11 protein-coding genes are annotated in these 12,852 nt (G+C 49.3%); 3 read left to right on the top strand and 8 right to left on the bottom strand.

Features of this window, described 5'->3' with window-relative positions:
- The 7 genes from rffC to trxA all read right to left on the bottom strand — a co-directional run bounded on the left by rffC (position 1) and on the right by trxA (position 7,535).
- Complete coding sequence (gene rffC, locus AC0IWZ_RS22070) at positions 1-690, bottom strand: dTDP-4-amino-4,6-dideoxy-D-galactose acyltransferase (protein WP_471678475.1); 690 nt, start codon at positions 688-690, stop codon at positions 1-3.
- A 25-nt stretch (positions 691-715) separates the two neighbouring features.
- A complete protein-coding gene (gene wecC / locus AC0IWZ_RS22065) occupies positions 716-1,978 on the bottom strand; it encodes a UDP-N-acetyl-D-mannosamine dehydrogenase (RefSeq protein WP_471678476.1) in 1,263 nt (420 codons plus the stop codon).
- A complete protein-coding gene (gene wecB / locus AC0IWZ_RS22060) occupies positions 1,975-3,108 on the bottom strand; it encodes a non-hydrolyzing UDP-N-acetylglucosamine 2-epimerase (RefSeq protein WP_034492228.1) in 1,134 nt (377 codons plus the stop codon). The genes wecC and wecB overlap by 4 nt, the downstream gene beginning before the upstream one ends.
- Before the next feature lie 62 nt (positions 3,109-3,170).
- Positions 3,171-4,220, bottom strand: coding sequence for an ECA polysaccharide chain length modulation protein (gene wzzE / locus AC0IWZ_RS22055; protein ID WP_034492231.1), 1,050 nt, complete (start codon positions 4,218-4,220; stop codon positions 3,171-3,173).
- A 23-nt stretch (positions 4,221-4,243) separates the two neighbouring features.
- Positions 4,244-5,335, bottom strand: a complete 1,092-nt coding sequence (gene wecA, locus AC0IWZ_RS22050; RefSeq protein ID WP_034492234.1) for a UDP-N-acetylglucosamine--undecaprenyl-phosphate N-acetylglucosaminephosphotransferase — start codon at positions 5,333-5,335, stop codon at positions 4,244-4,246.
- A 252-nt stretch (positions 5,336-5,587) separates the two neighbouring features.
- Positions 5,588-6,847, bottom strand: coding sequence for a transcription termination factor Rho (gene rho, locus AC0IWZ_RS22045; RefSeq protein ID WP_034492237.1), 1,260 nt, complete (start codon positions 6,845-6,847; stop codon positions 5,588-5,590).
- 358 nt (positions 6,848-7,205) lie between these two features.
- A complete protein-coding gene (gene trxA, locus AC0IWZ_RS22040; protein WP_034461718.1) occupies positions 7,206-7,535 on the bottom strand; it encodes a thioredoxin TrxA in 330 nt (109 codons plus the stop codon).
- Between the two features lie 131 nt (positions 7,536-7,666).
- Between trxA and rhlB the strand changes: the two genes are divergently transcribed.
- Positions 7,667-8,938: an ATP-dependent RNA helicase RhlB gene (gene rhlB, locus AC0IWZ_RS22035; protein WP_115631616.1), complete on the top strand. Its 1,272-nt coding sequence runs from the start codon at positions 7,667-7,669 to the stop codon at positions 8,936-8,938.
- A gap of 5 nt (positions 8,939-8,943) precedes the next feature.
- Positions 8,944-10,428, top strand: a complete 1,485-nt coding sequence (gene gppA / locus AC0IWZ_RS22030; protein ID WP_471680524.1) for a guanosine-5'-triphosphate,3'-diphosphate diphosphatase — start codon at positions 8,944-8,946, stop codon at positions 10,426-10,428.
- Position 10,429: 1 nt separating this feature from the next.
- On the opposite strand, the gene rep is transcribed toward gppA, so the two are convergent.
- Positions 10,430-12,451, bottom strand: coding sequence for a DNA helicase Rep (gene rep, locus AC0IWZ_RS22025; protein WP_471678478.1), 2,022 nt, complete (start codon positions 12,449-12,451; stop codon positions 10,430-10,432).
- A gap of 82 nt (positions 12,452-12,533) precedes the next feature.
- Here rep and ppiC point away from each other — a divergent pair, with 82 nt between their 5' ends.
- Positions 12,534-12,815 carry a peptidylprolyl isomerase PpiC gene (gene ppiC / locus AC0IWZ_RS22020; RefSeq protein ID WP_034492243.1) on the top strand — a complete coding sequence of 94 codons (282 nt, stop codon included), beginning with the start codon at positions 12,534-12,536 and terminating at the stop codon, positions 12,813-12,815.
- The last annotated feature ends 37 nt before the right edge of the window (positions 12,816-12,852 follow it).

The following is a 12,852-nucleotide window of genomic DNA, read 5'->3' as shown; positions in this document are numbered from 1 at the left end:
TCACCTGTATAACCAGAAGGCGGTGCTTTCAATATTGGCACCGCTTTGAATATAACGTCGCAGAGCAGCAGTATTGCTGGTTTGCGTAGCCACTCGCAGCGTGTGTAAACCGCGTTGCTGGCACCATGAACGGGCGACATCCATTAACTGTCCACCCACTCCGCGTCCAGCGAGTAATCCTATACGCGCTTCAGTGTCACTGAGCTGGCGCATGCTCACAAAACCACGTACCGCTTCGCCACTTTTTAGCACCAGGCATTCATGGTCGAAGGTGCCGAGCACGGCATTCTCAATCCACTGGGCGTAAAATCGACCACTATCAGCAGGATGATACCAGGGTGCGCGAAAACGGCTTTGTTTGAATATTTGGGCAGCCAAATCCCGCAAAGTAGGGATGTCAGCGTGGGTCGCACGCGGCATTGCAAGTGCAGCATTTTGCGTGCCAACGGTGAGTGCAAAATCGACTTCCCCTTCAACCAGTTGAAAACCAAGTTGCTGTAAACCATCCAACAGCGCGGTTTGATGGGTAGCGATTTTCGCCTGCACGCGGGAAAACGCGTCAAGATCTTGTGAAGTCAGCAGCGGGGCGTCTTCTGCAAAACGCAGAATTGCGCTGTTCACGGCAAAGAATTGATTCTCCCAGTCAAGAGATTCAATTCTTGCGTAAACAGGAAGAGATAAAAGCGTCATGGGCTTTTTCAGTGCCTGGCGTGGTTTAGCGCCAGACTCCTTTGGTATCAACAATCCAGCGTTGCTGAACTTGCTCGGCCGGAATGGCTTTGAATGCCTGGTGATCAACTAACATCACCAGCACATCAGCCTGCGCGAGGGCTTCATCGGTAGTGGCTAATTCACAATGCCCGACCAGTTTTTTCGGCAACTGGTGGATGTTTGGCTCAACAGCCAGCGTTTTACCGCTATGCCAGGCGCTGAGCATCTCAGCAATTTCCATGGCAGGGCTTTCACGCAGGTCGTCAATATTGGGTTTAAAGGCCAGACCGAAGCAGGCAATCGTAATTTCACTGGCCCGTTTGCCTGTTTCTGCGAGGCAATCAGCAACGGCCGCTTTCACCTGGTTGATGACCCAGTGCGGCTTACCGTCGTTGACTTCACGCGCGGTACGAATCAGTTGTGCCTGTTCCGGATTCTGCGCCACGATAAACCACGGATCAACCGCAATACAGTGCCCGCCGACCCCAGGGCCTGGCTGCAAAATATTAACGCGCGGATGTCGATTCGCCAGGCGAATCAATTCCCAGACGTTGATCCCTTGATCAGCACAAATAAGTGAAAGCTCGTTGGCAAAGGCAATATTCACGTCCCGAAAACTGTTTTCGGTGAGCTTGCACATTTCTGCCGTGCGGGAGTTCGTTACTACGCACTCGCCTTCCAGGAAGATTTTGTACAATTCGCTCGCACGAGCAGAACACACTGGCGTCATACCGCCAATGACACGGTCGTTCTTGATAAGCTCGACCATCACCTGGCCTGGCAGCACGCGCTCAGGGCAGTATGCGACGTTGATATCTGCCGCTTCACCTGCATGATGTGGGAACGTCAGGTCAGGACGCAGCTCGGCTAACCACTGCGCCATTTGTTCGGTTGAACCCACGGGAGAAGTGGATTCGAGAATGACCAATGCACCTTTCTTTAAAACTGGAGCGATAGACTCAGCCGCAGCTTTAACAAAAACCATATCTGGCTCATGGTCGCCTTTGAAAGGAGTCGGCACAGCAATCAAATAAGCATCTGCTGCAACGGGTTGGGTACTGGCACGTAAAAAACCGCCTTCCACCGCCGTTTTAACCACCTTATCCAGATCCGGCTCAACAATATGAATAGCACCACGATTAATGGTGTCTACCGCATGCTGGTTGATATCTATACCGACGACGTTTTGCTGTTTTGAAGCAAAAGCAGCTGCGGTCGGTAATCCGATATAGCCAAGACCAATAACAGAGATGGTTGCAAAACTCATTGTTGTGTCACCTGATTATTCTTCAATGCAGCCAAAATTTGTTCACAAGCTTTGCCATTTCCGTAAGGGTTATGTGCCCGGCTCATGATTTGATATTCATTTTCGTCTTTCAGCAAACGTGTCACCTGGCGGACAATTTCTCGAGTATCCGTCCCGACCAAACGCACAGTACCTGCATCGACAGCTTCAGGACGTTCAGTGGTATCACGCATAACCAGCACGGGTTTACCCAGTGACGGTGCTTCTTCCTGGATGCCGCCTGAATCAGTGAGGATCAGGTAAGCCTGGTTCATCAAATAGACAAACGGTAAATATTCCTGTGGGTCAATCAGCACCACATTTTTGACATCGCCAAGAATACGAGTCACAGGCTCGCTGACATTCGGATTCAAATGCACTGGATAAACAATCTGGACATCACTGTTTTCTTTGGCAATTTCAGCTAACGCGTGACAAATTCGTTCAAAACCATCGCCAAAGCTTTCGCGGCGGTGGCCGGTAACCAGAATCAGTTTTTTGCTGCTGTCCAGGAACGGATGGCACTCCGCCAGGGAAAGGCGCAAGTTGTTATCGGCATAGACACGGTCACGAACAGAAATCAGCGCATCAATGACAGTATTACCAGTCACGAAGATTTTATTGTCGCTGATATTTTCACGTAGCAGGTTCTGTCGGGAGTTCTCAGTAGGCGCAAAATGGTACATCGCCAGATGCCCGGTAATCGTTCTGTTCGCCTCTTCAGGCCATGGAGAATAGAGATCCCCAGTACGCAAACCCGCTTCAACATGCCCGACAGGAATACGCTGATAAAAAGCAGCCAGACTAGTGGCAACTGTGGTTGTCGTATCGCCATGAACCAGCACTACATCGGGTTTAAATGACTCAAGTATCGGCTTTAATCCCTCGAGAATGCGGCAGGTAATTTCTGTCAGCCCTTGCCCCGGCTTCATGATGTTCAAATCATAATCCGGCTCGATAGAAAATAGATTCAGCACTTGATCCAACATCTCGCGATGCTGTGCTGTCACGCAGACTTTTGCGTCAAAAAACGCGTCTTTTGCCAACGCTTCAACCAGAGGAGCCATTTTAATAGCCTCCGGACGCGTGCCAAAAACAGTTAACACTTTCACAGCAATTCTCTTTTGTTAAAAAAGGTGAAGGCCGTCCATCGAGCCTTCACCGGGTAAGGGCGTTATAACAATTTTGGACGGCGGGCTAATGCCACACCAGCGCCAATCAGGGCCCCAACCATACCCCACATAATCAGCAAGAATGCCCGGCGCGGGCTATCGCGCTTCACAGGTTCTTCAGGGGTACGTAAATAGCGGTAGGTTTGGAAGCGAGCGTCGAGCGTTGGCCCCACGTTCAGCGTCGACAACATGGCACGATTCTGGTCATAGTCGATGTCATAGTTTGGCCCTACTGCCTGCAAGCTTTCAAGCCGTGCTTGCAACATTGGACGTCCTAACATGAACATTTCGGAATCGGGTAACTCGTCGGCAGGAACTTCGGTTTCACTTTTAGCAATATTTTGCTGCTGCGCAATCTTCAGCGCTTGCTCAACGCTATGAACTTTGCGGTCGTAAATAGACTTAGCGACTTCTTCCTGGCGTTTAACTTGCGCCTTCATCTGTACAGTGCGAGCAGACCAGGCACCCGTCAGCTCTTCGTTCAGATGGCTCGCCGCACGCTGGCTGGCAAAAGCCACATACTGACGCAGCAAGTTATTGGCATCAGCCGCAGTCTCAGCGATTAATTTCACACTGTCGCTGGTATTACGAGCGATGTCACCGGCTGTAAATTGAATATTATCAACAAGTTCATCTAACAGTGCGGCATCAACTTTACTGTTGCCAACCTGACGCTGCTTGTAATAGTCAGTCTGTAACCAAAAATCACGGCGTGTATCGTAGGCAGACAGCTGCATGATGAATTCTTTGTACGCTTCATCCATCACCGAAGGTTGATCAACCGGCAGCATGTTGGCTCTGAGGTCGAGATTACGCAGGAACTGCTGCTGCGAATAATATCCACCCAACATATTGACCGTCGGGCGATCGGTTATCGCGTTAGCGCTCCATTCTTGCCTGGCAAAGAATGTGTAGATTAACGCAATGGCAGCAAACAAGACTGCGATACCCATAATCCACAACTTCCCTTGCCACAGTGTCCGGAATAAACCACGAATGTCCAACTCGTTGTCTACCATCCCCGGGTTATTTCCTGGCACGTTTTGTTTCATCACTTCCCCAATTACTTTCAGAATTAAGAAATGTTGCTGCTGTTTCTGCGTTGCCGACGCTTATGACGTCTTATGAAACGCGCCACTTTCCAGGCTCGTTTGATGCAATAATCATATAGGACAAATGCTAGCAAGAATAATGCCAACATCACCCATTCAGGTATGAAATGTATGTATTCTGCTGCTACACCAATGCTTGCGAGTAACGCTGCGGCAGCGGTGATAAGCACAAAGGCCTGACGGGATGTAAAGCCCGCGCGCATGATTAAATGGTGAATATGCTGGCGGTCTGGAGAGAATGGACTCATCCCCTTACGTAACCGGCGGTACATAATGGCAATCATATCCATGAGTGGGATGGCGATAATCCACAGCGCGGTCACCGGGCTAATAGGATGCGTTTGCCCTTGCGTGGTTTCCAGCAAGATCCAGATAACGGTAAAACCAATAAGAGTACTGCCTGCATCACCCATAAATACTTTATAGCGACGACCCAGCACCCCGAGGTTTAAAAGAATATAAGGCAAGATGGCAGCTATCATTGCGAAGCACCACATCGCCAGACTCAATTGCCCGTCGAAATAAAGGATGATTCCCATTGCCGCAAAGGAGACGCAAGAAAGCCCACCTAACAGGCCGTCAATACCATCAACCATGTTGAAAGCATTTATTGCAGCCCAGACCGCAAATAAGGTTAAAAAATAACCGAATGGGCCAAGCACCATTTCCCACGAGCCGAAAATATACCCAAGACTTACCAGGTATAATTTACCGACAAACATCATCACAAGGCCGATTAATGCCTGTACAGACGCTCTAATTTTTACGCTGATATCAAAGCGGTCATCCAGAGCACCGACCAGCACCAGTACCCCTGCGCAGGTTAAATAAAGCCACGCATGCGGGATGTAATAATTAGCAATCAGGAAGGTAAAACAGATACCGGCATAAACAGATATGCCTCCGACCAAAGGAATTAGCCCCTGGTGGCGTTTGCGGAAGTTAGGTTTATCGACCAGACCGATTCTTTTTGCTGCCTTGCGCGCAAAAAAAAGAAATACGGTAGTAAATAAAAAAATACTTATCAGGTCAGTTCCAGCGGTGATTAAATTCACAGTGCAAGCTCTCTGCAAAATAAAAGGTCAAGGCAATCTCATTCAAAGTATGCCCCGTCCAATGGTTATATACATCTAATCCCTGAACATCCTGCTTATTATTTAAACAACACTGTCCGAGTGTTGATACTAATAACAATATGGCATCCGTTGCCACAGTGGGTGCTTAACTGCGATCGTTAATTCTATATCGTATATACCACTAAAGAAAAACGCCACGTCTAAGCGTGGCGTTCCCCGAGTTTTTGTTGCTTACGAGCGCTTCATCATATCGAAGAAGTCTTCGTTGGTTTTCGTCATCGCCAATTTGTTGATGAGGAATTCCATTGCATCAATCTCACCCATTGGATGGATGATTTTGCGTAAGATCCACATTTTCTGCAGTTCTTCCTGGGTAGTCAGCAGCTCTTCTTTACGTGTACCTGAACGATTATAGTCGATAGCAGGGAATACGCGTTTCTCAGCGATTTTACGCGCCAGATGCAATTCCATGTTGCCGGTACCTTTAAATTCTTCGTAGATAACTTCATCCATTTTAGAACCGGTATCAACCAGAGCCGTTGCGATGATAGTCAAACTACCACCCTCTTCCACGTTACGTGCAGCACCAAAGAAACGTTTTGGACGATGCAGGGCGTTCGCATCCACACCACCCGTCAGTACTTTGCCTGATGCAGGTACAACGGTGTTGTAAGCACGAGCCAGACGAGTAATGGAGTCGAGAAGAATAATGACGTCTTTCTTATGTTCAACAAGACGCTTCGCCTTCTCGATGACCATTTCAGCAACCTGAACGTGGCGAGATGCAGGTTCGTCAAAGGTGGACGCGATAACTTCGCCTTTCACCAGACGCTGCATCTCAGTCACTTCTTCCGGACGTTCGTCGATCAGCAGAACCATCAGCACGCAGTCTGGGTGGTTATATGCAATGCTGGTTGCAATGTTTTGCAGCAGCATGGTTTTACCGGCTTTAGGCGGAGCCACAATCAGGCCACGCTGGCCGCGACCGATTGGCGATGCCAGATCCAGTACACGAGCGGTTAAGTCTTCGGTAGAGCCATTACCACGTTCCATGCGTAAACGAGAATTTGCATGCAGCGGGGTTAAGTTTTCAAACAGGATTTTGCTACGCGCATTTTCTGGTTTGTCGTAGTTAACTTCGTTAACTTTCAGCAGCGCAAAGTAACGTTCACCTTCTTTCGGCGGACGAATCTTACCGGAGATGGTATCCCCTGTGCGGAGGTTGAAACGGCGGATTTGGCTGGGAGAAACGTAGATGTCATCAGGACCGGCGAGGTAGGAGCTGTCTGCAGAGCGGAGGAAACCAAATCCGTCCTGCAATATCTCCAGCACACCGTCACCAAAGATATCTTCGCCACTCTTCGCGTGTTGCTTCAGGATGGAGAAAATAATGTCCTGCTTGCGCATACGGGCTTGGTTTTCCAGCCCCATATTTTCGCCGAGAGTAATCAGCTCAGAAACCGGCGTATTCTTTAATTCGGTAAGATTCATAATGGTGGGTTCTTAAACTCGGGGTAAATCTCGAACATGTATCGTGAATGGTATGGCAGGATCATCCATGCCTGTTTAATGGCCACCACCACATGTCTTATCGCTGCCTGGTCATAGGAAAAACGCAGAACTGAAACGACACGACGGAATGGGTGATATGCCCGAAATCGATTATGCGACCTGATGTTCACTGTAAAACAGCGTCTTAGTGAAATTTAACGGGAAGCATTGGGTATTACAAAGATTCAAACTACAAGACAAGTTCAAAATGCAGTAAAAGTAACTTAGCATGACTGACGCCGGGCGTCCAGCAGCTCACAAAAAATTGCAAACCGCGCACGCACCGGCTGAGATTCCGTTATGCCAGATTAGCGTCGAGGAACTCTTTTAACTGGCCTTTAGACAGCGCACCAACTTTGGTCGCAGCCACTTCACCGTTTTTGAACAGCAACAGAGTTGGGATACCACGGATACCATATTTTGGCGCCGTGCCCGGGTTCTGATCGATGTTCAGTTTAGCAACGGTCAGATTGCCCTGATATTCATCAGCGATTTCATCAAGAATCGGGGCGATCATCTTGCATGGACCACACCACTCCGCCCAGAAATCAACCAGAATCAACCCATCAGCTTTTAGCACGTCCGTGTCGAAACTGTCGTCAGTCAGGTGAATAATTTTATCGCTCATGTTCTACTCCGCAGGATTGTGTCTACCTTGTTGGTGTAGCCTCAACCAACTTGGGGTGACTTTATTTCACCCCGTTTATTTCAACGGATGTGCTTTCGTAAAGCAATAGTAAACTGATATTCTACCACACTATGAGCAAAACACATTTGACCGAACAGAAGTTTTCCGACTTCGCCCTGCACCCTAAGGTGATTGAAGCCCTTGAAAATAAAGGGTTCCATAACTGCACCCCAATTCAGGCACTGGCACTACCGCTGACACTAGCGAATCGTGACGTTGCAGGGCAGGCGCAAACCGGTACTGGCAAAACGATGGCGTTTTTAACGTCAACGTTCCATTATTTACTCTCTCACCCGGTTCCAGAGAATCGCCAGGTGAACCAGCCGCGTGCTTTAATTATGGCACCGACTCGTGAACTGGCAGTGCAAATTCACTCAGATGCAGAGCCACTAGCGCAATCAACTGGCCTCAAACTCGGCCTGGCATATGGTGGTGATGGCTACGACAAACAGCTTAAAGTGCTGGAAAGTGGTGTTGATATTCTTATCGGCACAACGGGTCGTTTGATCGATTACGCAAAACAAAACCACATTAACTTAGGCGCAATTCAGGTTGTGGTGCTCGATGAAGCCGATCGTATGTACGATCTGGGCTTTATAAAAGATATTCGCTGGTTGTTCCGTCGTATGCCACCCGTCACTCAACGCCTGAACATGCTGTTCTCCGCTACATTATCTTATCGTGTGCGTGAGTTGGCGTTTGAGCAAATGAACAACGCGGAATACGTTGAAGTTGAACCAGAGCAAAAAACCGGTCATCGCATTCAGGAAGAGCTGTTCTACCCTTCTAATGAAGAGAAAATGCGCCTGTTGCAGACACTCATCGAAGAAGAGTGGCCAGACCGCGCAATTATCTTTGCTAACACCAAACACCGTTGTGAAGATATCTGGGGCCACCTCGCCGCTGATGGACATCGTGTTGGTCTGTTAACTGGCGATGTTGCACAGAAAAAACGCCTGCGCATTCTTGAAGAATTCACTCGCGGCGATCTCGATATTCTGGTCGCAACCGACGTAGCAGCACGTGGCTTGCATATTCCTTTAGTCACACATGTGTTCAACTACGATCTGCCGGACGATTGCGAAGACTACGTTCACCGTATTGGCCGTACTGGCCGTGCTGGCGAAAGCGGTCATTCCATTAGCCTGGCATGTGAAGACTACGCGCTGAACCTGTCCGCTATTGAAACCTACATCGGTCACTCAATCCCGGTCAGCAAGTACAAAACTGAAGCACTGTTAAGCGAACTTCCTCCACCGAAACGCCTGACTCGTTCCCGCCCGGGTAACGGTCCTCGTCGTAATGGTGGCGCTTCCCGTGGTAATCGCCGTCGCACAGGTTAAAATTTATGCTCAGCTCCACCTCACTGTATGCTGCAATTGATTTAGGCTCTAATAGCTTTCATATGTTGGTGGTACGTGAGGTGGCAGGGAGTATACAAACCCTTGCCCGGATTAAGCGAAAAGTCCGCCTGGCTGCGGGTTTAAGCAAAGATAATACGCTTTCACGTGAAGCAATGGAGCGCGGGTGGCAATGCCTGCGCTTGTTTGCTGAGCGCCTTCAGGATATCCCCCAAACACAAATTCGTGTGGTCGCCACCGCAACTCTCCGCCTTGCCACCAATGCTCAGGAATTCATTGACCAGGCTGAAAAAATTCTTGGCTGCCCGGTGCAAATTATTCAAGGCGAAGAAGAAGCACGTCTGATTTATCAAGGTGTTGCCCATACTACCGGTGGTGCCGATCAACGCTTAGTCGTTGATATCGGCGGAGCAAGCACTGAGCTTGTGACCGGAACAGGTGCGCAAACTACAGCTCTATTTAGTTTATCGATGGGCTGCGTAACCTGGCTTGAGGGGTTCTTTAGCGACCGAAACTTAGCGAAAGAGAACTTTGATGCCGCCGAAGCCGCCGCAAAAGAGGTTCTGCGCCCGGTATGCGACTCATTAAAACATCATGGCTGGAAAGTGTGCGTCGGTGCGTCGGGTACTGTGCAAGCACTGCAAGAGATCATGATGGCGCAGGGAATGGACGAGCGAATTACTCTGGCTAAACTCCAGCAGTTGAAGCAAAGAGCAATTCAGTGCGGGCGTCTTGAAGAGCTGGAAATTGAAGGTTTAACGCTGGAAAGAGCGTTGGTATTTCCAAGCGGCCTTGCGATTTTAATCGCTATCTTTGAAGAGTTATCAATAGATTGCATGACGCTTGCCGGCGGTGCTTTACGTGAAGGGCTTGTTTACGGAATGCTTCATTTGACCGTGAATCAGGAAATCAGAAGCCGCACGGTGCGCAATATCCAACGTCGTTTTATGGTGGATACAGGCCAGGCGGAACGCGTCCAACAGCTCGCTCAGGCTCTTGCAAAACAGGTTGCAGATGTATGGAACCTGACGCCACTCAGCATAGAAATGCTTAACAGCGCCGCTTTGCTTCATGAAATTGGCCTGAGTGTAGATTTCAAACTAGCGCCGCAGCATGCTGCGTATCTGGTGAAAAACCTCGATTTACCCGGTTATACGCCAGCACAGAAAAAACTGCTGGCGACTCTCATGCTGAACCAAACCAACCCGGTCGATCTCTCTTCTCTCCACCAGCAAAACGCCGTGCCACCACGCATTGCCGAAAATATTTGCCGCCTATTGCGACTGGCTATTATCTTTGCCAGCCGTCGTCGCGACAATATTTTGCCAGAAATCACTCTGAGCGTTGAAGGCGAAAACCTGCAGCTGGGGCTGCCTGAAAAGTGGCTCGAATGCCACCCTCTCGGTGCAGAATTGCTTGCGCAAGAAAGCCTGTGGCAAAGCTATGTCCACTGGCCTTTGACGATTAAGTAACTTAGCTTTTACGCGCTTTTGCCAGCATTTCACGGATGTTGGCAACATTACTCTGACCTTTATTCATCCGCTCTTCTGGCGAAACCACCTTCCGTTCCGTTTCCCATTGCAAATCATCTTGCGGTAATTCAAGCAAGAAACGACTCGGTTCCGGGCGAATTAATTCACCATATTGTCGGCGCTCTTTGCACAGCGTAAAAGTCAGCTCTTTCTGTGCACGGGTAATTCCTACGTACGCGAGACGGCGCTCTTCTTCGATATTGTCTTCATCAATGCTGCTCTGATGCGGAAGAAGCCCTTCCTCCATTCCCACTAAAAATACATAGGGGAATTCCAGCCCTTTCGAGGCATGAAGAGTCATCAGTTGAACCTGATCCGCTTCTTCGTCACTTTCACCACGTTCCATCATATCGCGCAGCGTAAAACGAGTGACCACCTGAGTTAACGTCATCGGTTCGTCGATTTCTGAACCCTCAAGCATCTCCGTCATCCAGCTAAACAGTGTGTTGACGTTTTTCATGCGCATTTCGGCAGCTTTCTGGCTGGGAGATGTTTCGTACAGCCAGCTTTCGTAATCAATACCGTGAATCAAATCGCGAACCGCTGCAATGGGCTCACGCTCAGCCAAAGTGGCCACTTCGCGAAGCCAGTGAGTAAAACGCTGGAGCGACTCAAGGCCCCGCCCGCTTAACGTCTGACTCAGGCCCATATCGAAACTGGAGAGAAACAAACCTTTATTACGTTGCATCGCCCAGGCACCTAGTTTTTGCAACGTCGCAGAGCCAATTTCACGTTTTGGCGTATTCACAATCCGCATGAATGCACTGTCGTCATCCGGATTAGTCAGCACGCGAAGATAAGCCAACAGATCTTTGATTTCCGGGCGCGAGAAGAACGAAGTGCCACCAGAAATGCGATAAGGAATGCGATTCTGCATCAGCATCTTTTCAAACACGCGCGACTGGAAATTCCCGCGATAAAGTATGGCGTAGTCTTTGTAGTTGGTTTTATTGATAAAGTGATGAGCAATCAGCTCGCCAGCCACCCGCTCGGCTTCATGATCTTCACTATTTGCCGTCACCACTTTTAGCTCGGCGCCGTATCCCAGCTCAGAAAAAAGGCGCTTTTCAAAAACGTGCGGGTTGTTGGCAATAAGAATGTTTGCCGCCTTCAGAATACGTCCGGAAGAACGGTAATTCTGCTCAAGCTTAATGACCTGCAATGCGGGGAAATCCTGGCTCAACAGCACCAGGTTTTGTGGTCTGGCACCGCGCCAGGAGTAAATCGACTGGTCGTCATCACCTACCACGGTGAACCTTGCCCGCGCACCGACCAGTAATTTCACCAGTTCGTACTGGCTGGTGTTGGTATCCTGATATTCATCCACCAGCAAATAGCGAATGCGATTTTGCCAGCGTTCACGGACTTCTTCATTACGTTGTAAAAGCAGCGTCGGCAGCAAAATCAGATCGTCAAAATCCAGCACATTGCAGGATTTCAAATGCGTATCATACAGGCCGTAGCAATGAGCAAAGATTCGGTCACGCTCGCCTTTGGCCTGCGCAGCGGCCTGCGACGGCGACATCAGATCGTTTTTCCAGTTTGAGATCGTCGAGATCAGTTGCTGCAATAATGTCTTATCGTCTTCAAGCAACCCTTCTGTCAGATCTTTCAACAACGCCGTCTGGTCGGTGTCGTCGAATAACGAGAAGTTAGACTTCATCCCCAGTGCCGCGTACTCACGTTTAATGATCTCAAGGCCTAAGGTATGGAAAGTGGAAATCAATAAGCCGCGCGCTTCTTTGCGCCCCAGCGTTTGCGCCACGCGTTCTTTCATCTCACGCGCCGCTTTATTGGTAAAAGTCACGGCAGCGATATGGCGAGCCTGATAACCGCATTCGCGGATCAAATACGCCATTTTATTGGTGATAACACGTGTTTTGCCCGAGCCAGCGCCCGCCAGGACCAGGCAGGGTCCAGTAACAAATTCGACGGCTTGTTGTTGGCCAGGGTTTAAACGCATAGGGTCACTCAGTGAAAGTCAGGAGGGGAGAAAAAGTACATGGTATTATATCCACCATAATCCATACCACCAAGGCACTATCATGGCAAAAACCGCGGCAGCATTGCATATCCTTGTTAAGGAAGAAAAACTGGCCCAGGAAATTCTGACTCAGCTTCAGAATGGCGGCGATTTCGAAAAGCTAGCTAAAAAGCATTCCACCTGCCCGTCAGGCAAAAAAGGTGGTCACTTAGGTGAGTTCCGCCAGGGCCAGATGGTTCCGGCGTTCGATAAAGTGGTGTTCTCCTGCCCGCTGCTGGAGCCATACGGCCCACTGCATACGCAGTTCGGTTACCACATCATCAAAGTGTTATACCGTAATTAACAGAAAGGCCGGGGAATTCCCCGGCCTTTTTATTTTC

The sequence above is a fragment of the Buttiauxella sp. AC142 genome, assembly GCF_979253435.1.
This window is presented reverse-complemented; position numbering and strand designations above follow the sequence as displayed.

What these genes read in the sequence shown, in the direction of transcription:
- rep (WP_471678478.1), bottom strand. Translation starts at nt 12,451, where the DNA reads ATGCGTTTAAACCCTGGCCAACAACAAGCCGTCGAATTTGTTACTGGA.
- trxA (WP_034461718.1), bottom strand. Translation starts at nt 7,535, where the DNA reads ATGAGCGATAAAATTATTCACCTGACTGACGACAGTTTCGACACGGAC.
- rho (WP_034492237.1), bottom strand. Translation starts at nt 6,847, where the DNA reads ATGAATCTTACCGAATTAAAGAATACGCCGGTTTCTGAGCTGATTACT.
- wecC (WP_471678476.1), bottom strand. Translation starts at nt 1,978, where the DNA reads ATGAGTTTTGCAACCATCTCTGTTATTGGTCTTGGCTATATCGGATTA.
- rffC (WP_471678475.1), bottom strand. Translation starts at nt 690, where the DNA reads ATGACGCTTTTATCTCTTCCTGTTTACGCAAGAATTGAATCTCTTGAC.
- wzzE (WP_034492231.1), bottom strand. Translation starts at nt 4,220, where the DNA reads ATGAAACAAAACGTGCCAGGAAATAACCCGGGGATGGTAGACAACGAG.
- rhlB (WP_115631616.1), top strand. Translation starts at nt 7,667, where the DNA reads ATGAGCAAAACACATTTGACCGAACAGAAGTTTTCCGACTTCGCCCTG.
- gppA (WP_471680524.1), top strand. Translation starts at nt 8,944, where the DNA reads ATGCTCAGCTCCACCTCACTGTATGCTGCAATTGATTTAGGCTCTAAT.
- ppiC (WP_034492243.1), top strand. Translation starts at nt 12,534, where the DNA reads ATGGCAAAAACCGCGGCAGCATTGCATATCCTTGTTAAGGAAGAAAAA.